Source organism: Pseudomonas sp. Pseusp3, from assembly GCF_047304225.1.
GTDB lineage: Bacteria > Pseudomonadota > Gammaproteobacteria > Pseudomonadales > Pseudomonadaceae > Aquipseudomonas > Aquipseudomonas fluorescens_CD.
In genome coordinates this window covers 1-19,197 of record NZ_JBGLYV010000104.1, presented here as the reverse complement: position 1 = coordinate 19,197, position 19,197 = coordinate 1, and the positions used below count along the sequence as shown (strand labels likewise).

The 19,197-nt window shown below is 62.0% G+C and carries 19 protein-coding genes; 5 read left to right on the top strand and 14 right to left on the bottom strand.

Going from position 1 to position 19,197, the window contains the following annotated elements; genetic code table 11:
• Positions 1-132 precede the first annotated feature (132 nt).
• Genes ACCD00_RS25530 through ACCD00_RS25520 form a run of 3 tightly spaced genes read right to left on the bottom strand, consistent with a single transcriptional unit; the run spans position 133 to position 2,386 of the window.
• Entirely contained in the window at positions 133-543 is a 411-nt protein-coding gene (locus ACCD00_RS25530; protein ID WP_413428089.1) for an SRPBCC family protein, read from the bottom strand.
• Positions 544-569: 26 nt separating this feature from the next.
• Positions 570-1,367, bottom strand: coding sequence for an SDR family NAD(P)-dependent oxidoreductase (locus ACCD00_RS25525; protein ID WP_413428088.1), 798 nt, complete (start codon positions 1,365-1,367; stop codon positions 570-572).
• Positions 1,368-1,369: 2 nt separating this feature from the next.
• Complete coding sequence (locus tag ACCD00_RS25520; RefSeq protein ID WP_413428087.1) at positions 1,370-2,386, bottom strand: aldo/keto reductase; 1,017 nt, start codon at positions 2,384-2,386, stop codon at positions 1,370-1,372.
• Between the two features lie 116 nt (positions 2,387-2,502).
• On the opposite strand from ACCD00_RS25520, the gene ACCD00_RS25515 reads away from it, so the two are divergent.
• Positions 2,503-3,450, top strand: a complete 948-nt coding sequence (locus ACCD00_RS25515) for a LysR substrate-binding domain-containing protein (protein WP_413428086.1) — start codon at positions 2,503-2,505, stop codon at positions 3,448-3,450.
• 110 nt (positions 3,451-3,560) lie between these two features.
• Positions 3,561-4,481, top strand: a complete 921-nt coding sequence (locus ACCD00_RS25510; RefSeq protein ID WP_413428085.1) for a LysR substrate-binding domain-containing protein — start codon at positions 3,561-3,563, stop codon at positions 4,479-4,481.
• Here the strand turns inward: ACCD00_RS25510 and ACCD00_RS25505 are convergent.
• Together ACCD00_RS25505 and ACCD00_RS25500 are read right to left on the bottom strand one after the other, a co-directional pair.
• Positions 4,402-4,998, bottom strand: coding sequence for a DinB family protein (locus ACCD00_RS25505; RefSeq protein WP_413428084.1), 597 nt, complete (start codon positions 4,996-4,998; stop codon positions 4,402-4,404). The genes ACCD00_RS25510 and ACCD00_RS25505 overlap by 80 nt on opposite strands.
• Before the next feature lie 72 nt (positions 4,999-5,070).
• Positions 5,071-6,180 (bottom strand): NAD(P)/FAD-dependent oxidoreductase, encoded by a 1,110-nt coding sequence (locus ACCD00_RS25500; RefSeq protein WP_413428083.1) that lies wholly within the window; start codon positions 6,178-6,180, stop codon positions 5,071-5,073.
• A 193-nt stretch (positions 6,181-6,373) separates the two neighbouring features.
• On the opposite strand from ACCD00_RS25500, the gene ACCD00_RS25495 reads away from it, so the two are divergent.
• On the top strand, positions 6,374-6,694 hold the full coding sequence (locus ACCD00_RS25495) for a DUF2388 domain-containing protein (protein ID WP_413428082.1): 321 nt from the start codon (positions 6,374-6,376) through the stop codon (positions 6,692-6,694).
• Between the two features lie 53 nt (positions 6,695-6,747).
• Here ACCD00_RS25495 and ACCD00_RS25490 read toward each other — a convergent pair whose 3' ends face one another.
• Together ACCD00_RS25490 and ACCD00_RS25485 are read right to left on the bottom strand one after the other, a co-directional pair.
• On the bottom strand, positions 6,748-7,680 hold the full coding sequence (locus tag ACCD00_RS25490) for a pyridoxal-phosphate dependent enzyme (protein WP_413428081.1): 933 nt from the start codon (positions 7,678-7,680) through the stop codon (positions 6,748-6,750).
• 102 nt (positions 7,681-7,782) lie between these two features.
• Complete coding sequence (locus ACCD00_RS25485; protein WP_413428080.1) at positions 7,783-8,574, bottom strand: SDR family NAD(P)-dependent oxidoreductase; 792 nt, start codon at positions 8,572-8,574, stop codon at positions 7,783-7,785.
• 124 nt (positions 8,575-8,698) lie between these two features.
• Here ACCD00_RS25485 and ACCD00_RS25480 point away from each other — a divergent pair, with 124 nt between their 5' ends.
• Positions 8,699-9,634 carry a GlxA family transcriptional regulator gene (locus tag ACCD00_RS25480; RefSeq protein WP_413428079.1) on the top strand — a complete coding sequence of 312 codons (936 nt, stop codon included), beginning with the start codon at positions 8,699-8,701 and terminating at the stop codon, positions 9,632-9,634.
• Between the two features lie 137 nt (positions 9,635-9,771).
• Entirely contained in the window at positions 9,772-10,431 is a 660-nt protein-coding gene (locus ACCD00_RS25475) for a methyltransferase family protein (RefSeq protein WP_413428078.1), read from the top strand.
• Between the two features lie 121 nt (positions 10,432-10,552).
• On the opposite strand, the gene ACCD00_RS25470 is transcribed toward ACCD00_RS25475, so the two are convergent.
• The 7 genes from ACCD00_RS25470 to ACCD00_RS25440 all read right to left on the bottom strand — a co-directional run bounded on the left by ACCD00_RS25470 (position 10,553) and on the right by ACCD00_RS25440 (position 18,791).
• The gene (locus ACCD00_RS25470; protein ID WP_413428077.1) at positions 10,553-11,215 is read right to left on the bottom strand and encodes an HAD-IA family hydrolase; all 663 of its coding nucleotides are present in this window, start codon (positions 11,213-11,215) and stop codon (positions 10,553-10,555) included.
• 58 nt (positions 11,216-11,273) lie between these two features.
• Positions 11,274-11,681: a response regulator gene (locus ACCD00_RS25465; RefSeq protein ID WP_413428076.1), complete on the bottom strand. Its 408-nt coding sequence runs from the start codon at positions 11,679-11,681 to the stop codon at positions 11,274-11,276.
• A 114-nt stretch (positions 11,682-11,795) separates the two neighbouring features.
• Positions 11,796-13,406, bottom strand: coding sequence for a GMC family oxidoreductase (locus ACCD00_RS25460; RefSeq protein ID WP_413428075.1), 1,611 nt, complete (start codon positions 13,404-13,406; stop codon positions 11,796-11,798).
• Between the two features lie 165 nt (positions 13,407-13,571).
• The gene (locus ACCD00_RS25455; protein WP_175379011.1) at positions 13,572-14,789 is read right to left on the bottom strand and encodes a mandelate racemase/muconate lactonizing enzyme family protein; all 1,218 of its coding nucleotides are present in this window, start codon (positions 14,787-14,789) and stop codon (positions 13,572-13,574) included.
• Position 14,790: 1 nt separating this feature from the next.
• Entirely contained in the window at positions 14,791-16,110 is a 1,320-nt protein-coding gene (locus tag ACCD00_RS25450; RefSeq protein WP_413428074.1) for an MFS transporter, read from the bottom strand.
• Positions 16,111-16,187: 77 nt separating this feature from the next.
• The gene (gene aldA, locus ACCD00_RS25445) at positions 16,188-17,612 is read right to left on the bottom strand and encodes an aldehyde dehydrogenase (protein ID WP_413428073.1); all 1,425 of its coding nucleotides are present in this window, start codon (positions 17,610-17,612) and stop codon (positions 16,188-16,190) included.
• A 246-nt stretch (positions 17,613-17,858) separates the two neighbouring features.
• Complete coding sequence (locus tag ACCD00_RS25440) at positions 17,859-18,791, bottom strand: LysR substrate-binding domain-containing protein (protein ID WP_413428072.1); 933 nt, start codon at positions 18,789-18,791, stop codon at positions 17,859-17,861.
• Positions 18,792-19,197 lie beyond the last annotated feature (406 nt).

Sequence of the window (19,197 nt, the reverse complement as noted above, 5' to 3'; positions counted from 1 at the left end):
AACACACCCCCCTGATGGCGCGCGCGTGCCGGCTAAAACCGCCGGGGCACCGCGGGGATTCAGACAGCCCGCGTTATCGTTGACGCCCATCGCGAGCAGGCTCGCTCCTACAGGGGATTGGTGTTTTGACGGTCAGGCCGGGTAGTTGGCCCGCAACGCCTCAAGCCCACCCTGATAGATGCCGGTAAACAACGCCACCACTTCCTCATTGCTCACACCCACCGGTTCGAAGCGACCGGACCAGGTCACCCGTGCGCCCTCGCCTTGTGCTTGAACCTTGATCGTCGCCAGATAATCAGTCGCCGGAAAAGGTGCCTGCAAAATCGAGTAGCTGTAGGTTTGGCCCGCGTTGTCGAAGGCTTGCAGGCGTTCGATGACCACCGCACCGTCCGCCGTTTGCAGGCTGCGCACGCGCCCGCCTTCGCTGAGTTCGCTCTTGGGAATGAACGGCAGCCAGTCCGGCAGCGAGTTGAAACCGCCGATCAATTGCCAGACCTGTTCGGCCGATGCCGGGATGTCGATGAAGGCTGATGCAGTTGCCATGTAATGCTCTCTCCAATCAATAAGGTTCAGATGGCCAGGCTGTCGACGACACCGCCGTCGACCCGCAAGGCAGCACCGGTGGTGGCCGAGGATAGCGGCGAAGCGATGTACGCCACCAGGTTCGCCACTTCCTCGACATCCGCTACCCGCTGGATGATCGACGTTGGCCGGGCGCTGCGCACGAAGGCGTCGGCTTCTTCGCGAACGCTGCGCCCCGATTCGGCAGTGGCGTCCTTGAGCATCTGCTCCACGCCGTCGGTCAATGTCGGCCCCGGCAGGATCGCATTGACCGTCACCCCGGTGCCCGCGAGCCGCTTTGCCAGCCCATGGGACACCGCCAGGTTGGCGCTTTTGGTCACGCCGTAGTTGAGCATGTCGGCCGGTATTGCGATCCCGGATTCCGAAGACAGGAAAATCACCCGCCCCCACCCCTGTTTGACCATGTCCGGCACGTAATGCCGGGACAGGCGCACACCGGAGATCACGTTGATCTCATAGAACCGCGTCCACTCGCTGTCGGGGGTGTCAAAGAAATCAACCGCGTTGTAAATCCCCAGGTTGTTCACCAGGATGTCGGCCCGTGGCTCGGCGGCGAACAGTTTTTGCGCACCTTCGAGCGTTCCGAGATCGGCAGTCAACCCACGCAATTGAGCACCCGGCACCTGCTGGCGAATGCTCGCCACCGCCTGCTCGACCTTGGCCGTCTCGCGGCCGATCACGACCACCGTGGCGCCGGATTCGGCCAGCGCCTTGCTGATGCCCAGGCCAATGCCGGCGGTGCTGCCGCTGACAATGGCGAGTTTTCCAGTCAGATCGATTTTCATACTCATGCTCCAATGATCGGCAAAGGTGCGCGCTCGGACACCAGTTTCGCTTCGCGCATTGCTTGCCAGAAGGCTGCTGGGATCACCGCTGACAGCGCGGCGACATCTTCGACAATCCGCCCAGGGCGGCTGGAACCGGGAATCACCGCCGCAACGGCGGGGTTAGCCAACGAGAACTGCAAAGCAGCCGCCTTGATATCAACGCCATGGGCAGCCGCGATACGCTTGATCTGCTCGACTTTATGGATGATGGCCGGGCTGGCTTTCTGGTACTCGAAGTGCGCACCACCGGCCAGAATGCCCGAACTGTAAGGACCGCCGACCACGATCTCGACGTTCTGCGCCAGGGCGGCGTCCATCAAGCGCTGCAAGGCGCGATCGTGGTCGAGAAGAGTGTAGCGACCCGCCAGCAGAAAACCGTCCGGCTGCGCCTCGCTCAGATCAAGGGTCAGCTCGCAGGGCTCTACCTTGTTCACCCCAAGGCCCCAGCCCTTGATCACACCTTCCTCACGCAGGCGGGTCAGCACCTTGAAGGCACCGGTACGGGCCTGGTTGAAGTACTCCAGCCATTGATCGCCATAGAAATCCTGGGCGATGTCGTGCACCCAGACGATGTCCAGGCGATCGGTCTGCAGCCGCTTGAGGCTGTCCTCGATCGAACGCAGGGTGGCGTCGGCGCTGTAGTCATTGACGATCCTGTTCGGGCGGCCGTGTTCGAACACCCCGCTCTTCTCGCCCAGGTCACGGGCAGCGGCGTCTTCGACTTCATCGAGAATCACCCGGCCGACCTTGCTGCTTAGCACATAGTCGTCACGGTTGTAGCGCGACAGTGCAGCGCCAAGGCGAATCTCCGACAGGCCCGAACCGTAGAACGGCGCAGTATCGAAGTACCGTACACCGGCATCCCAGGCCGCGTGGACGGTGGCTTGCGCTTCTTCCTCGGGAATGGCGCGGAACATGTTGCCCAAAGGGGCGGTGCCGAAACCCAGCGCGCCGGGCAGTTTGTCTTTCAAGCTCATGATGAATCCTCTGGAGTGTCAGGGGTCAGGTTGCTGACCGTTGAGCAGATCCTAGATTGCGATGTTCGGACCGTCCAAGACATAATACGCAGCACTTGAGTCCCTACAGGTCTGACATGATCGACATCCGCCAATTGCGCTACTTCGTTGCTGTCGCCGAGGAAGAACACGTCGGGCGCGCCGCCGAACGCCTGCACATTTCCCAGTCGCCCCTGAGCCGGCAGATCGCCCAGCTCGAAGAGCGCCTGGGCCTGACCCTGTTCGAACGCAGCCAGCAACGCATCCGCCTGACCCGCGACGGCCAGACCTTCCTCGCCGAAACCCGCGCCCTGCTGACCCACGCCAATCGCCTGGAGTCCCTCGGCAAGCGCCTGGGCCGCGGCGAAGAAGGCGGCTTGTGCATCGGCTACATCGAAAACGCCATGCACGCCGGCGTGCTGCCCAATGCCTTGCGCGTGCTGCGGGTCGACCGGCCGAACGTACACGTGGCGCTGTACAACCTCAGCTCGGCCGAACAGCTCGAAGGCTTGCGCCAACGCAGCCTGGACATTGCCCTGGTCAGCGAACCACCGACCGATGACGACCCGGACCTGCTGGGTTTTCAGGTGCTGGACGACCCGATGCTGCTGGCCCTGCCCGAGCACCATCGGCTGGCGCTGCAGCCCGTGCTGACCCCGGCCGACCTCGCCGACCAGGAATGGATCGGCGTGCAGCACCGGCAGAACGCCAGTTGCCACGACGACTTCGTCAGCGCCTGCATCCGCGCAGGCTTCACCCCGGACATTCGCATGGAGGCCACCGAACCCTTCACCGCACTGGGGCTGGTCGCGTCGGGGCTGGGCATCGCGATGATCCAGAAAGGCCTGAGCCGCAACGCCCCGCCGGGGGTGGTGCTGCGGGAGGTGCCGTGGATTTGCTTCACCACGCCATTGTGGGCGGCGTGGCACCGGATCAACCTGCGGCCGCTGGTGGAGACGTTCCGCAAAATGCTCACCGAACCTGACACCTGTGGGAGCGGGCTTGCTCGCGAAAGCGGTGTGTTCGGCAACATTGATGTCGACTGACACTCCCTCTTCGCGAGCAAGCCCGCTCCCACAGGTCATCAGCGAATTCCAGATTCCGCAGCGTTTGGTGCTTTACTGAGAAGACTCCAAAACCCACCGAGAACCCGGGCATGAACCGCAACGACCTGCGCCGCGTGGACATGAACCTGCTGGTGATTTTCGAAACCCTGATGTTCGAGAAGAACCTGACCCGGGCCGGGGAAAAGCTGTTCCTCGGCCAGCCCGCTGTCAGCGCGTCGCTGGCAAAGTTGCGCGATCTGTTCGACGACCCGTTGCTGGTGCGCAACGGACGAACCCTGGAGCCGACCCCGAGGGCATTGCAGATTCTCAAGGAATTGCAGCCGGCGATGGACACCATTTCCGGTGCGGTCAGCCGGGCCAAGGATTTCGAGCCCTCCACCAGCCGCGACGTGTTTCGCATCGGCCTGTCCGACGACGCTGAATTCGGGCTGTTTCCGCCGCTGCTCAAGCAGATTCGCGAGGAGGCGCAGAACGTCGTGGTGGTGGTGCGCCGGGTGAACTTCCTGCTGATGTCGTCGATGCTGGCCAGCGGCGAGATCTCCGTCGGCATCAGCTACACCACGGAATTGCCGGCCAACGCCAAGCGCAGGAAGTTGCGCGACTTGAGTGTGAAGATCCTGCGCGGCGATGACCGTCCCGGCCCGTTGACCCTGGACGAGTTCTGCGAACGCCCCCACGCGCTGGTGTCGTTTTCCGGGGATCTGAGCGGCGCCATCGACAACGACCTGGCACGGATCGGCCGTTCGCGCCGGGTGGTGCTGGCGGTGCCACAGTTCGCGGGGTTGCGGGCCTTGCTGGCGGGTACTGACTTGCTCGCCACCGTGCCGGACTACGCGGCCAGTGCGTTGATCGAAGGCAGCAGCCAGTTACGGGCGGACGATGCACCGTTTGATATCAACCTGTCCGAACTGTCGATGGTCTGGAACGGGGTCAACGATAACGATCCGGCAGAACGCTGGTTGCGCTCGAAAATTGTACAGCACATGGCGGCGCCACTGTCGGGGCATTGATCGACTGCAGGACCACCGGTTCAGATTCGCGCAGGTACACCGGCATGTCGGTGACCGGTGGCATGGCCGGGATCTCGAAGTACATCTGCACCACCCAGCCACGGTGATAGCTGGCATGGTTGACCACGTGCATCAGCATCGCGCCGGCGCTCATGACGCCGCTTTCGCCCGAGACAAAGGTGAACTCCACAGGTCTGTCCAGGGACGCATCGGTTTGCCGGGCGCTCCAGTCGCAATACCAGTGATCGATCTCTTTTTGCGCCATGCGCAGTTCGGACAGGTCGGCATGCAGCAGATCGTGTGAAGTCTTGAAGTTATGCCCCCGGCCTTCAAGGTGCGCCCGCCAGATGCAATCCACCACATAGACATGATTGAGGGTGCCGATCATGTTCTTGAACACCGACACCCGTTCTTTTTTGACTTCGCCTGGAGGGAGCGCCGCAAGGCTGTCAAACAGGCGCTGATTGGCCCAGCGTTTGTAATCGGCCAGCAGACAGGCAGTGCGTACGGTGATCATCAGAATTCTCCGATGGCAGTAAGCGCACTCCCTAGCATAGACCCGATGCTCGCAAGGCAGCGCCGGCACTGATCATCGGTCGTCCAGGAGTGCCACCACGCGCTCGGCGAGCGCCAGGCAACTGGTCAGCCCCGGTGATTCGATGCCGAACAGACTCACCAGCCCCGGCACGCCGTGTTCGGCGCATCCGCTGATGAGAAAATCGGCGGCCGGCTCGGTCGGCCCGCTGATTTTCGGGCGAATGCCGCTGTAGGCCGGTTGCAGGCTGTTGTCTGGCAACCCCGGCCAATAACGGCGGATCGCCTGATAGAACCCCTCGGCTCGCCGGGGTTCGACACGGTAATCAATGCGTTCGACCCATTCGACATCCGGCCCGAAGCGCGCCTGCCCGCCCAGATCGAGCGTCATGTGCACGCCCAGTCCAGCGCTCTCCGGGGCCGGATACACCAGATGGCGAAACGGCGCCCGGCCGCTGAAACTGAAATAACTGCCCTTGCACAAATGCGCCCGGGGAATGAACTGCGCCGGTAGACCGACGATGCTGCTCGCCACCTCGGGAGCGGACAGACCCGCGCAATTGATCAACTCGCGGCAGCCCAGCGTCATGGGTTGAATGCCGCCCATGTGCAGCTCGAAGCCCTGTTCGGTGCAACGGGCAGACAGCAGCGGCGTGCGCAAGGCCAGCGTCGCTCCGAACGTCTGTGCATCGCCCTGAAGCGCAAGCATCAGCCCGTGGGAATCGACGATACCGGTAGAGGGCGACCACAGTGCCGCGACGCAGGACAACGCCGGTTCAAGCTCCCGGACCTGTGCACCCTCCAGCCATTGCAGGTCATCGACGCCATTAAGACGCCCCTGCTCCAACAGACGCTGCAAAGCCGAGCGCTGTTGCTCATCGATGGCGACGATCAGCTTGCCCACGCGCCGGTAATCAACAGCGTGCCCGTCGCAATAAGCGTAGAGACGCTGCTTGCCCTCCACGCACAACTGCGCTTTGAGGCTACCGCCCGGGTAATAGATGCCGGCATGAATCACTTCGGAGTTACGCGAACTGATACCCGTGCCGATGCCCTCACCCGCTTCGACCACCAGCACGTCCCGCCCGCTCATGGCCAGGGCCCTGGCCACCGCCAACCCGACGACACCAGCCCCGATCACCACGCTTTGAATATCGACGTTCAACGGCCCTGCCTCCCTCTTGCCCCGTTCCTCGCTGCGGATAGTCGATCAGGCTGGAGAAAATCGCCAGCGGCAAGGCCATGAAATCACTGGTCCATGCGCAGAGTCGGCAATGCCGGGGAACTCTCGGGGACCGCCGCGCATCCTAAATTATGTGGTACTTCCCTTATGCTTCATGCTGTCGGAGGACACCGTCATGCGCCGTTTGTTTATCATTTCTTCCCTGTTACTTTGTTTACCCGCAGGTTCCGCTCTGGCCAAAGTCGATGCTGAAGATGTCGCCACCTCGGCCGGGGTTTCCGCCTCGCTGTACTCGACGTTCAAAGACGACAAACTCGTGATTCCCGCCCGGGATGACGCCTCCAGCTTCGTCGCCAGCGGCGGTGCGATTCGTGGTGCCTATCTGGAGGCGGTGTTGAAAAAGATCCGTCAGGACAATCCTGCCCTCAACAACGCAAGCGACGAAGACCTGGCCCGCGCCATTCTCGTCCAGGATGGCGTTGCCACCGATCACTGAAGATCGTCATCGCCAGTAGTGGGGCTTGTGACACCGGGATAGCGTTTACGGCCCTACCTGGCGTGCGTGGCAGCGGACAAGCGTGCCCACCCGGCCACCAGTTGCGCGTTGATACTCACCCCCCCGCACACCACGATCACCACGTCATTGGCGTCGGCAATCGCCGGGTGATCCAGGTAGGCAATCGCCAATGAAACGCCGCATGCCGGCTCGACCAACTGACGCAAGTCATTGGCGTAACGCACCACGCCCATGATCGCCTCATCATCACTGAGCACCACGCACTCATGGGGGAATTCGCCGATGTGCTTGACCGGCCAGGTGGCCACTTGTGCGGCGCCCAGAGACGTGGCGACAGTGTCGATTTTCGGCAGTCTGACCGGGTGCCCGGCCGCCACCGCCGCGGCGAACGACGCCGCGCCTTCGGTTTCGCAGGCAACGATGCGGCAATCGGTGCGCCGATGACGGATCAGGCCGGTGAGCAGCCCCGCCAGCAAGCCACCGCCGCCCACCGATGTCACCAGCACATCCACTGGCGGGCAGTCTTCAAGGATTTCATCGACCATGGTGCTGTGCCCTTCCCACAACACCGGGTGGTCGAAGGCCGGCACGAATTCACTGCGCGGGTCCTGGGCAAGTTCCCGTGCACGTTGATTGGCTTCGTCCCAGACCTTGCCGTGCACGATCACCTCGGCACCGGTATTGCTGATCCGCTCCCGGGTGCTTTGCGGGGTGGTGTGCGGCACCACGATGCATGCCTTGAGCCCCAGGCATGCGGCAGCCATGGCCGTGGCCAGTCCCGCGTTACCGCCGGAGGGACAGACCACCTTGCGCTTGCCCTGCTGCGCCGTCCGGCTGCACAGCAAGCCAATGCCGCGTATTTTGAACGAGCCGCCAGGTTGCAGGTTTTCCAGTTTCAGCCAGATACGGCGGGTCGGGGTCGACAGGCCAGGGTGCAAGATCAAAGGCGTTCGGATGTGAAGCATATGGGCTCCTGTTACACGCCACCGGCTCGACGAGCTTGCGCGAGCCGGTGGTGAACGGTCCTCTCTCCCAAGCTTAGTTCACCCGGCCTCGAGGTGACCGTCTCAGCGATAGCGCGGCGCCGGCGCGGTGTTGTGGAACAACCCGGACAGGGTCTTGCGCTGGGCTTCGTGGCGGTCCCACTGGCTGCCGTCGTGCAGGCCAGGAATGGTCACCACTTCGCCTGCCGCCAGGCCGACGAGCGCGGCATCGACCATGTCTTCGGCGGACATGACGATTTCCTTCGGCAAATTTTCCACCGGGTTGCCGGCCACGTTCCAGAAGTCGGTGGCAGTCGCTCCCGGCAACACAGCCTGAATGCGTACACCTTTGTCAGCCAGTTCGTGCTGCATCGATTGACTCAGGCCCAACACGAACGCCTTGGTGGCGCCGTATACGCCATTGAGCGTTTCCGGGGCGATGGCCACGATCGAGGCAATGTTGATCACGGTGCCGGTGCCCCGGGCAACGAAGCCCGGTACAACGGCGTAGGCCAGGCGCATCAACGCGGTCACGTTGAGGTTGATCATCGCTTCCATGTCGTCCACGGGACTTGCAAGCAGCGAATTGACGGCACCGACCCCGGCGTTGTTGACCAACAGGGTGATGCTGGCGTCGCTGCGCAGGATCTGTTCGACCCGCAGCGAATCCGCCTTGTTCTTCAGGTCGGCGGCAACCACTTCCACGGTGCGCCCGGTCTGGTCGCTCAAATGATTGGCCAGGGTATTGAGCCTGGCCCGGCTACGGGCCACCAGAATCAGGTCGTAACCCTGCCGGGCAAGGCGATTGGCATACACCGCGCCAATCCCCGAAGAAGCGCCAGTGATCAGTGCAGTACCTTTGGATGAGAGCGCCATGGTGCAATTCCTCTACGGTAAGGCGAGAGATTCGCCGGGTGCAGACCGTTATAAAGGGACTTACGCCTGTCTCAAATGACGTTTAAAGTACGTTTTCAGGACATGACCATTTGAGGGCAGCTCCATGATCAGCGTGGCGTTCGTGGTATTCGAGGGTTTCCAGTCCATGGCGCTGGCCGCCATGCCGGTATTCGAGTACGCCAATTTCAGTGCCGCAGAGGCGCTGTATGACGTGCGCGTGCTGTCCGAAAACGGTGAAAACCTGCGAGCCTCTGGCGGTTTGAGCATCGGCACCGAACCCTTCGATGAGCGCGTGTACGACACCGTGATCGTGGTCGGTGGCGATTGCGTCATCGAACAGGCGCCCGAGGCCGTACTGGATTACCTGCGGGCCAGTATCAACACGGCACGCCGTACGGCGTCGATCTGCTCCGGAGCGTTCGTCATGGCCCAGGCCGGTTTGCTCGACGGACGGCGGGCAACCACCCACTGGGCCTACTCCCGGGAACTGCAGGCGCGGTTTCCGGCGATCAAGGTCGAGGCCGATCGCATCTATGTGATCGACGGTTCGATCTGGACCTCCGCCGGCATGACGGCGGGCATCGACCTCGCCCTGGCCATGGTGGAAAAGGACCACGGCGCCGAGCTGGCCCGGGCCGTGGCGCAAAAACTGGTGATGTACCACCGTCGCGCCGGAGGCCAGTCGCAGCACTCGGCGCTGCTGGAGCTGGCGCCGAAATCCGATCGTATTCAAACCGTGCTCGGCTACGCCCGGGAACACCTCGCCCAGCCCCTGTCGGTGGAGCAACTGGCGCAAGTGGCCAACCTCAGCCCCCGGCAATTCAGCCGGGCATTTCGCGCCGAAACCGGGCAATCGCCGGCCAAGGCCATCGAGAACCTGCGTCTGGAAGCAGCGCGACAGATGCTTGAACGCGGACGCCTGACCCTCGACCAGATCGCCCTGGAAACCGGGTTCACTGACCGCCGCCGCATGCGCGAAACGTTCCTGCGGGTGTTCGGGCAGCCGCCACAGGTGATTCGGCGCAACGCGAGAGCGTAGATGTTTGTGTAGGCGCCGGCTTGCCGGCGATTGCCTCTGAAGCCTGTGTCGAGTGCTCAAACGCCATCGCTGGCAAGTCGGAGCGCCGCACCGCAGCTCCTACAATAAAAGGAGGCACTTTCGCGTGTGAGGCACTTATGAAAATCTCCGCCAGACTGGCGTTTTTCGCCGTCGTCAGCACCCTCGCCTACCTTGGCCTGGCGATCTGGGGACTGGGTGGTTTCGCGGCTTATTTCAGTCACGGTTCACTGGTCGTCGTTGCCTTGGCCACCCTGATCATGGCCGTCGTATCACTGTTCAGCGAAGTCAACCTGAGTTCGGGAGAACGCGAAGACCGGGCCAATCGCTGGGTCCTCCCGGCTTTCGGCGTGATCGGTGTGCTGAGCGGCTTTCTGCCGGCCTATACCGACCGCATCGACTTCTGGACTTTCGGTGGAGAAGGCGTGCGCTGGCTCGGGGCGCTGCTGTTCATCGTGGGCGGCGCGCTGCGGTTGTGGCCCGTATTCGTGCTGGGCAAGCGCTTCAGCGGATTGGTGGCCATTCAACCGGGGCATCGACTGGTCACCGAGGGCATTTACCGCAACCTGCGCAACCCCAGTTACCTGGGGATGATGGTCATCGCCGTGGGCTGGGCGCTGGCGTTTCGCTCGGGCGTCGGTCTGTTGCTGGCGGCGTTGACCTTGATCCCGCTGATAGCCCGGATTCATTCGGAAGAGGCCCTGCTGAAGGCGCAGTTCGGCAGCGAATACGAGGCCTATTGCGCCCGCTCCTGGCGGCTGGTTCCCGGACTTTACTGACTGGAACACTGATCCCCTGTGGGAGCGGGCTTGCTCCGCGCGGCGTTCCGACGAAAGCGTCCTTTCAGTCGACATGTTTGTTGAATGAGGGACCGCTTTCGCGAGCAAGCCCGCTCCCACATTAGACGGCGTGCAGGCGCAGACCGGCGGCATCCACCAGAACCCGCACCGATTCATAACTTGCCACCGTCGCATGCAAGGTCTTGATCGGCTGCTCATGGGTCGCAGTGACAATCATCACGTCCGCCCCCGCCGCCTCGGCCGCCAGAATCCCCACCGTGGCGTCCTCAAAAACCAGACACTGTGCGGGCTCGACATCCAGGCGCCGGGCCGCGAGCCTGTACCCCGCAGGGTCGGGTTTGCCGGCCGTGACGTCCTCGGCAGTCACCATCACCTCAGGCTCCGGAATCCCCGCCGCCGCCATCCGCCGCAACGCCAGTTCCCGCGGGGCGGAAGTGACGATGGCCCACTGTTTGGCTGGCAAAGACCGCAGGAACTTCGCCGCGCCGGCCACTTCCAAAACCCCGTCGACATCCTCGATTTCCGCTTCGGTAATCCACGCCGCTTCCGCTTCGGCATCCATCCCGGACAACCCCAGACGGCTGATGGTGTCGATGGCGCGGACACCGTGAATGGTCGGCAGGAAGCTGTCGACATCGACGCCATGGCGCACGGCCCAGGTTGTCCAGACCCGCTCGGCGGCGGCAATGGACGTCAGGACGGTGCCGTCCATGTCGAACAGAAAGGCACGGTAAGTCGAGTTGAAAACAGAGTGATCAGCCAAGGAAAAGAACCTCGCAGGCGCCAGACGGATTTGCCAGGCAATGTAGCATCTGCACGGGTCAGTTGATTCGCCTGGATTTGAAAGTATCGCCCACACAATCGAGCAACCCGCCGATCATCCAGGGCTTCTTGATGAAAGAGACCGTGTGCCGCACGCCTGAGCTTTCAGGGGTTTCGAAACCGGACATGATCATGATCGGCTTGTCCGGCCAGCGATCGCCGAACTGGTTGGCCAGGTCCGCGCCATTGAGCGTGCCGGGCATGCTGATGTCTGTCAGCAGCATGTGCACCTGCGGCGCATGCTGTTCCAGATAGATCACTGCCGCGTCGGCACTGATTTGCGGCTCGACGACAAAACCTTCCTCCTGAAGAATTTCACACAGAAACTCGAGGATCAGCGGGTCGTCCTCGACCACCAGGATCAACCCGCCAGGAAGATCTCCACCCGCCGTCGATGCTCGACTCATGACCGTGCCGCTCCCTGATTGCCTCTATGAATTCGCGGGCTCTAATCCGCTACCTAAAAGGTAGAGCTGCGGACTCGGCGGAAATTCATTTTTAATGCAGCCAGGTGACCGGCATCAAGCGTCCTGCAGGATCAGGTCGGCCCCCTTCTCCGCCACCATCAGCACGGCGGCGTGGGTATTGCCCGACGTCACGTTGGGGAAAATCGACGCATCGACGATGCGCAAACCGTCCAGCCCGTGGACCTTGAGACGCTTGTCCACCACCGATTTCCGCTCATCCGAGCCCATGGCGCAGGAACCGCACAAGTGGTAGATCGAGCCACTGTTTTCGCGGAAGTACTGCAACATCTGCTCGTCGGTTTCGACCACCGGTCCCGGCAACACCTCTTCGACGGTGATGCCCTTGAGCGCAGGTGCCTGCATGATCTTGCGCATCAGGCGGCTGCCCTGGATCACCTCGTCGATGTCTTTCTGGGTACTCAGGTAATTCGGGTCGATCAGTGCCGCATCCCGCGGGTTTTTCGAAGCGATTTCGATGTGCCCGCGACTGGTCGGCCGGCATGGGTTGAAGCACAGCAGGAAGCCTGAGTACGGCTCGGGCTTGAGGCTGGCCTTGTTGTTTTTCGGGATCTGGTACGACAGCGGGTTGAAGTACAACTGCAAATTCGGGTTGCTCTGCTGCTCGTCGCCACGGAAGAACCCGCCGGCCTGGTTCACGCTCATCGCCAGCGCGCCCTTGCGGGTCAACAGGTACTTCAGGCCCAGCTTTAACTGGCCGAACAGCGAACCGAGCTGGTCGTTCAGCGTCGGAATGTTGGCCTTGTAGTAGTAACTGGCGCACAGGTGATCCTGCAGGTTCTGCCCCACCGCCGGCAGGTGCTTGACCATCGGGATGTTGTGCCTGGCCAGCAGCGCCTGATCGGCCACGCCGGACAGTTGCAGGATCTTCGGCGTGTCCACGGCACCGGCGCACAGGATCACTTCCTTGTTGGCGATGAAGGTACGCACCACGCCATGCTGGCTGATGGAGACCCCGGTAGCGCGCTGCCGGTCGTCGAACAGTACCCGGTCCACCAGGGCGAAATGCTCGACCGTCAGGTTCGGCCGGATCAATGCCGGGTGCAAATGGGCGAAGCTGCTGGAGCAGCGCTGGCCGTCGCGGGTGTTGACGTCGTAGATGCCCGCACCTTCGAATTTCGGCCCGTTGAAGTCGTCGCTGATGGGGTAGCCCAGTTCATCGCAACCCTTGAGGAACACATCGCAGATCGGATGGGTCTGGCCCTTCATCGGCGTGATGCTGATCGGGCCGCTGCCGCCGTGGTAGTCGCTGTCACCCAGCGGGTGGTTCTCCAGCTTGCGGAAGTACGGCAGCACGTCCTTGAAACCCCAACCGTCGTTGCCGTTGGCCGCCCAGTCATCGAAGTCATGGGCCTGGCCACGCACGTAGACCATCGCGTTGATCGAGCCCGAACCACCCTGCACCTTGCCACGCGGGGCGTAGATCTCGCGGTTGTTCAACTGCTTTTGCGGACGGCTGTAGTACATCCAGTTGAAGGTCGGGTTGTAATACATTTTGGCGAAGCCGACCGGGATCTTGAACCAGAAGGACGAGTCTTTCCCGCCCGCTTCCAGCAGCAGCACCGTGTGTTTCCCGGAAGCCGAGAGGCGATTGGCCAGAACGCAGCCTGCAGCGCCGGCGCCAGCGATGATGTAGTCGTATGTCATGCACGGTTACCGCGTAAGTCGTTGTTCAAAAAAACCGGAATGGGTAGAGCCCTGTAGGAGCGAGCTTGCTCGCGATGGTGGTCAACGATTACGCGGCGCACCTGACACCCCGCGGCGTTCTCGGATTCATCGCGAGCAAGCTCGCTCCTACAGAAGAGCGTCCCGTCAGCCCCTGGCCGGTGAGGTGTCTTTGACATCCGCCGGGGTGGGCGCCATTTGCAGGTGCAGGCGCTCGCCGGTGTATGGCGAATGCTTGCGCACCACGTCCATGTTCAGCTCCACGCCAAGGCCCGGCTCGGTGGACGGGATGATGTAGCCGTCCTCCCACTGCAACGGTTTGGTCAGGACTTCGGCATGGAAACCGCCCCAGGTCATGATGCTTTCCTGGATCAGGAAGTTCGGCGTGCACGTCGCCAACTGAAAACTCGCCGCCGCGCCAATAGGCCCGTTGTAGAGATGCGGGGCGATCTGCGCGTAATAGGCTTCGGCCATGCTCGCAATCTTCTTCGCCTCCAGCAGGCCGCCGCAGCGGGCGACGTTCATTTGCAGGATCGACGCACCGCCGGCCTGCAACAGCTTGAAGAACTCGTACTTGGTGGTCAGGCGCTCACCGGTGGCAATCGGGATGCTGGTCTTGGCCGCGACCTGCGCCATGGCGTCTTCCTGGCCCGGTGGCACCGGCTCTTCGAACCACAGCGGGTCGTACTTTTCCAGGCGCTTGGCCAGGCGAATCGCCGAAGACGGCACCATTTGCCCATGGGTGCCGAACAGCAGGTCGCACTTGTCACCCACCGCTTCGCGGATCTTGCGGCAGAAGGTTTCGCAGCGTTCCAGCACTTGCAAGGAAATCTGGTGCCCGGAGTACGCGGTGTATGGCCCGGCCGGGTCGAACTTCACGGCGGTGAAACCTTTGTTCATGTTCTCGATGGCGCACTCGGCGGCCAGGTCCGGGTCGTCATAGTCGTACTCGCCCTTGCTGTTGACCGGGTACAGGTAGGTGTAGGAACGCAGCCGTTCGTTGACCTTGCCACCGAGCAACTCGTAGACCGGCTTGTTCGCCGCTTTGCCGATGATGTCCCAGCACGCCATCTCCAGCCCGCTGACCACGCCCATCATGGTCAGGTCCGGACGCTGGGTGAAACCGCTCGAATAGGCCTGGCGGAAGAAACGCTCGATATGGTGCGGATCCTGGTTCAGCAGGTAGCGTTCGAACACGTCTTCGATGATCGGCAGCATGGCCTTCGGGCCGAACGTCGCGGCGTAGATCTCGCCCACGCCTTCGATGCCGCAATCGGTCTTGAGCTTGACGAACAGCCAGTACATGCCGCCGATGTGCGGTGGCGGTACGGCAACGATGTGGGTTTCAAGGGCGACGATTTTCATCTCAGGCACCTGTCTTGTTCAAAGATTGACGATTGATTCGAGCGCGCAGGGTCAGGGCCGCCAGGGTCCCGAGCAGGCCGACGAAAGCGATGTAGCCGAAATACAGCTTGTAGCCAAAGGCACCGGGGAAATGTTCGGTCAGGTAGCCATTGATCAAGGGAATGAAGGCATCCGGCAGGTAACCCACCACCGAGACAATGCCGATGGCCAGGCCGGTGATGCGCAGCGGAATGTTGCAGGTGTCGAGGATCGCCCAGTACAGCCCGCGAATGGCGTAGGTCATCAGGCCGATGAAAATCACCGTGCCGATCAGCAGGCCCAGGCTGTTGAGCGCCGGGAACACGATCAGGCCGACCATCGCCAGTGTCGCCATGAACAAGGCAACGATCAGCACCGAGATATTGGAGAACTTGTCGCCGAGCCAGCCGCCGCCAATGCCGCCGATGGGGCGCATCCACAACTTGATGGTGGTGATGGTGCCGGCCATGACCGCCGTCATACCGCCGCCCTGCAGGTAATCGGAGAAACTGTAGGTGGCCCAGAAGATGTGATAACCGCAGAACACAATGGCCGTCACCAGCCACAGCTCAGGGATTTTCACCAGGGTGGTCAGGTCGCTGAGCAGGTTGTACTTGCCCTTCTCCACCGTCGCCGTGTCTTCCATCGACTTCGGGTCCTTGATCAACACCAGTACGCAGCCGATGGCGATGCAAGTGAAGGCATACAGGTAAACCACGTGCTTGAAGCCTTCGGCGGCCGACTCGCCACGGGTTTCGGTGGCGAAGGCGAACAGGCCCAGGGCAACTGTCGCCAGCAGCGCTTCGACCAAGCCACGGCCACCATCGAGGATGCCGAAAAACCGGCCCTGTTCAGTGTGATGGGCAATCATCTTCACCCGCTTGAGCACCGAGGCCCAGAAGGTCAGGCCGGTGGTCAGGCCCCAGCAACCGAAGATGATCATCAGGCCAGTCATCGACGGCGCGGTGGAGTACCACAGGCCCAGGGCACCGGTGGCCACCAGCGAGAAGAAGATCAAAAAGCGTGGCGCGATGCGATCCGCCAGCCAGCCGCTGGGCAGATACGAGAGCAGGAAGATCGTGCCGAGCATCGAGTACAGATAACCCAGCTCGCTGTGGCTGATCTGGAACACTTCGAGCATGGTGGTCTGGTAGACCTGGCGCAGGTACAGGATCGGGTAGATCGCACCGGCGGCGAGCACCAACAGCATCAGTTGGAAATAACGACTTCCCTTGTCGCTGTGGCTTTTTGAACCCGCGTTCGAACCCTGAACAGCGGCAACAGTGGTTGCAGGCTTGGACATCTGTGGGACCTCGGGCAGCCCGGTGGTCCGGGCGCCCTGAATAATTGTTTTTATGGGTGTGGCGTGTTGCGGGTGGATCAGTACTTCATGACCACCAAACGGGTCTGGGTAAATTCGAGCATGCCGTGCTTGCCGTCATCGCCACCCAAACCGGAGCGTTTCCAGCCAGCGTGGAAACCCTGGTACGGGTCGGCCGGGGTGCGATTGACGTACAACTCGCCGGCCTCGATGGCATTGGCGACTTTCTGCGCGGTGCGGTAATTCTCGGTGTACAGCACCGACGACAGGCCGAACTGGTGATCGTTGGCCATGGCCAGCGCTTCGTCTATGTCGCGGTACTTGAGCACCGGCAGCACCGGGCCGAAGATTTCTTCCTGGATGATTTCCATGTCCTGGCGGCAGCCGCTGAGCAGGGTCGGCGGATAGAAATGGCCGTTGCCCTCGGGCAGCACGCCGCCGGTCTCCAGCACCGCGCCATCGGCAATGGCGCGCTCGACCATGGCGTGGATGTTCTGCCGCGAACTGGCGTTGACCAATGGCCCCATCAGGCTGGCATCGGTGGCGCGGTCGCCGAATTTCACGGCACTGATTTTCTCTTTCAACAGGCCGAGGAATCTGTCGTAGACACTTTCCTGCACATAGACCCGCTCCACCGCCGTGCACAACTGGCCACAGTGGGTGGTCTTGGAAGCGACGATGGCGCTGGCGGCGGCTTCAAGGTCAGCGTCGGCCTCGATGATCGCCGGTGTCTTGCCCCCCAGTTCCAGGGACGGCTTGGCGATGTTGGCCTTACAGTAATCGAGCACGATGCGCCCGGCGTTGACGCTGCCGGTCAGGGTGATCAGGCCCACGGCCTTATGGGTGCAGACAACAGCTGCGGTGCCGTGGTCCATGGTCAGGATGTTCACCACGCCTGCCGGCAGGCCGGATTGCTGCACGGCCTTGGCGATTTCGAAGGCCGAAGTCGGCGTGTTGTTGCTCGGTCGCACCACTACAGTGTTGCCGGCAATCAGCGCCGGGGCGATCTTGCGCAGCAGGGTGTAGACCGGGTAGTTGAACGGAATCAGGCACGCGACCACGCCAATCGGCTCGCGGTGCAGGAACAGGTTTTCGTTCGGGGAATCGCTGGGAATGATCTCGCCTTCGATACGACGCGCCCATTCGGCGTGATAACGGGTGATCTGCGCCGCGTAACGGGCTTCGTTGCTGGCGTCGGCAACGCTTTTGCCGGATTCGCCGGCCAGGGCCTCGCCGATGTTTTGGGCGTTGGCTTCAAGGGCATCAGCGAAGGCACGCAGGTATTCGGCGCGCTCGATGCTGGTGAGCCTGCCCCATACTTTTTGTGCTGCCTGGGCCGCTTCGACCGCCGCCGTGGCTTCATCGGCGGTGGCCGCGGAGACGTGGCCCACCAGCGCTTCGGTCGCCGGGTTGTAGACCGCGATCAGTGCAGCGTTGGCCGGTTCAATGAAGTGGCCGTTAACAAAGTTTCGCTCGAGTCGCATGTGAATCGCCCATCGTTGTTTTTATCCAGTCCGGGCAGTCTTGGCATCTGACCCGCGTTGAACAAACGATTTATTGCGCGACGAAACATTCAAAAAACGCACGTTACCCCCTGTGAACGGTGTGATCCCCTGTAGGAGCGAGCTTGCTCGCGATGGTCTTGAGGGCACCGTGGGGTGTCAGGTTCCCAGCGTTATCGTTGACGCCCATCGCGAGCGAGCTCGCTCCTACAGGGGGGCAGTGGTGTTTCAGGAAGCCGCGGTAGACGGCTCCAGCTGCCTCTGCGCCAACCAGACCTCCTCCTGCAACCACTGGCTGAACACCTGTAACTGAGGCATCTGTGTCTGCTCCGGCCGGGTCACCAGCCAGTAGGACTGGTGCCCGTCGACATGCACGTTCAACACCTGGGTCAACTGCCCACTGGCCAATTCCGAGGCGACCATGTGCCAGTCGGCAATGGTGATCCCCAGGCCATCGATGGCGGCCTGGATCGCCAGGTCCAGCAAATCGAATTCATAACCGCCCTGGGTGTCGACCCCGCTGATGCGCGCCGCATCCAGCCAGTGTTTCCAGGTCAGGTAACGCTGGTCTTCCCGGGCCAGCACATGCAGCAGCGTCAGGCGATTGAGGTCCAGGCCCTGCTCGCTCCACTCCCGCGCATACAGGGACGGCGCGCACACCGCGATATGCCGTTCCTGGATCAGCAGCGAACTGTCCAGCCCGTCCCATTCGCCATCGCCAAAACGGATCGCGCAGTCCAGGGTGCTGGTCTCCGCCAGGCTGTCCTGCAGGCGCGTGGTGATGCTCAGTTCCAGCTCCGGATGCTGCTCGCGCAAGCGCCCCAGCCGTGGCATCAGCCAGCGGCTGGTGAAGGTCGGCGGTGCGTTGATGTGCAAACGGTTGGAGTGGGTTTTCTGCTGGATGCTGCGCACCGTCAGCTCGATCTTGTCGAACGACTGGTGCAATGCCCGCAACAGCACCCGGCCGGCGCTGGTCAGGTCGAGGTGATGATGCCGCCGCTCCAGAAGGTTCTCGCCCAATTGCTCTTCGAGCTGACGCACCTGGCGGCTGACTGCGCTCTGGGTGACATTGAGCAACTCGGCGGCCCGGGTGAAGCTGCCGGTGCTACCGGCCACTTCGAAGGCTTTGAGGGCATTCAGACCGGGCATTTTGCGTTTCATGAAAGACACTCGTGGAAGGCTGACCAGTTAATTAGCATCCCACGCCTCGTGGGAAATTTCCTGAGTAACATGCAATTTTGTGTTGCGTAGGACAACTCAGAAAGCACCGCGAACCGCTTTTCTGTGGGAGCGGACTTGCTCGCGAAAGCGGTGTATCAGTCAACATTGATGTATCTGACACACCGCTTTCGCGAGCAAGCCCGCTCCCACAAGGATCGTGTCCAGCCTGTCTATTTCAGGCTCCGGCACAGCCCTGCGCCAGTAACATGCATTTATCGAAGGTTTCCCCGCTGAATTTATCGTTTGTCGTTCTTTGCCTCGCTGACAAAACTGCAGCCATCTCTAATAAAAACAACATGAGAGCTGCCCCATGCCTTACCTCACCCGCCCCCTCCCGAATACGCCC

Bases quoted from the DNA above. Each gene is read 5' to 3' on its own strand.
- ACCD00_RS25505 (WP_413428084.1), bottom strand. From the start codon at position 4,998: ATGATCACCGTACGCACTGCCTGTCTGCTGGCCGATTACAAACGCTGG.
- ACCD00_RS25510 (WP_413428085.1), top strand. From the start codon at position 3,561: ATGAACCGCAACGACCTGCGCCGCGTGGACATGAACCTGCTGGTGATT.
- ACCD00_RS25480 (WP_413428079.1), top strand. From the start codon at position 8,699: ATGATCAGCGTGGCGTTCGTGGTATTCGAGGGTTTCCAGTCCATGGCG.
- ACCD00_RS25485 (WP_413428080.1), bottom strand. From the start codon at position 8,574: ATGGCGCTCTCATCCAAAGGTACTGCACTGATCACTGGCGCTTCTTCG.
- aldA (WP_413428073.1), bottom strand. From the start codon at position 17,612: ATGCGACTCGAGCGAAACTTTGTTAACGGCCACTTCATTGAACCGGCC.
- ACCD00_RS25465 (WP_413428076.1), bottom strand. From the start codon at position 11,681: ATGAGTCGAGCATCGACGGCGGGTGGAGATCTTCCTGGCGGGTTGATC.
- ACCD00_RS25530 (WP_413428089.1), bottom strand. From the start codon at position 543: ATGGCAACTGCATCAGCCTTCATCGACATCCCGGCATCGGCCGAACAG.
- ACCD00_RS25495 (WP_413428082.1), top strand. From the start codon at position 6,374: ATGCGCCGTTTGTTTATCATTTCTTCCCTGTTACTTTGTTTACCCGCA.
- ACCD00_RS25460 (WP_413428075.1), bottom strand. From the start codon at position 13,406: ATGACATACGACTACATCATCGCTGGCGCCGGCGCTGCAGGCTGCGTT.
- ACCD00_RS25450 (WP_413428074.1), bottom strand. From the start codon at position 16,110: ATGTCCAAGCCTGCAACCACTGTTGCCGCTGTTCAGGGTTCGAACGCG.
- ACCD00_RS25475 (WP_413428078.1), top strand. From the start codon at position 9,772: ATGAAAATCTCCGCCAGACTGGCGTTTTTCGCCGTCGTCAGCACCCTC.
- ACCD00_RS25525 (WP_413428088.1), bottom strand. From the start codon at position 1,367: ATGAAAATCGATCTGACTGGAAAACTCGCCATTGTCAGCGGCAGCACC.
- ACCD00_RS25515 (WP_413428086.1), top strand. From the start codon at position 2,503: ATGATCGACATCCGCCAATTGCGCTACTTCGTTGCTGTCGCCGAGGAA.
- ACCD00_RS25440 (WP_413428072.1), bottom strand. From the start codon at position 18,791: ATGAAACGCAAAATGCCCGGTCTGAATGCCCTCAAAGCCTTCGAAGTG.
- ACCD00_RS25490 (WP_413428081.1), bottom strand. From the start codon at position 7,680: ATGCTTCACATCCGAACGCCTTTGATCTTGCACCCTGGCCTGTCGACC.
- ACCD00_RS25520 (WP_413428087.1), bottom strand. From the start codon at position 2,386: ATGAGCTTGAAAGACAAACTGCCCGGCGCGCTGGGTTTCGGCACCGCC.
- ACCD00_RS25455 (WP_175379011.1), bottom strand. From the start codon at position 14,789: ATGAAAATCGTCGCCCTTGAAACCCACATCGTTGCCGTACCGCCACCG.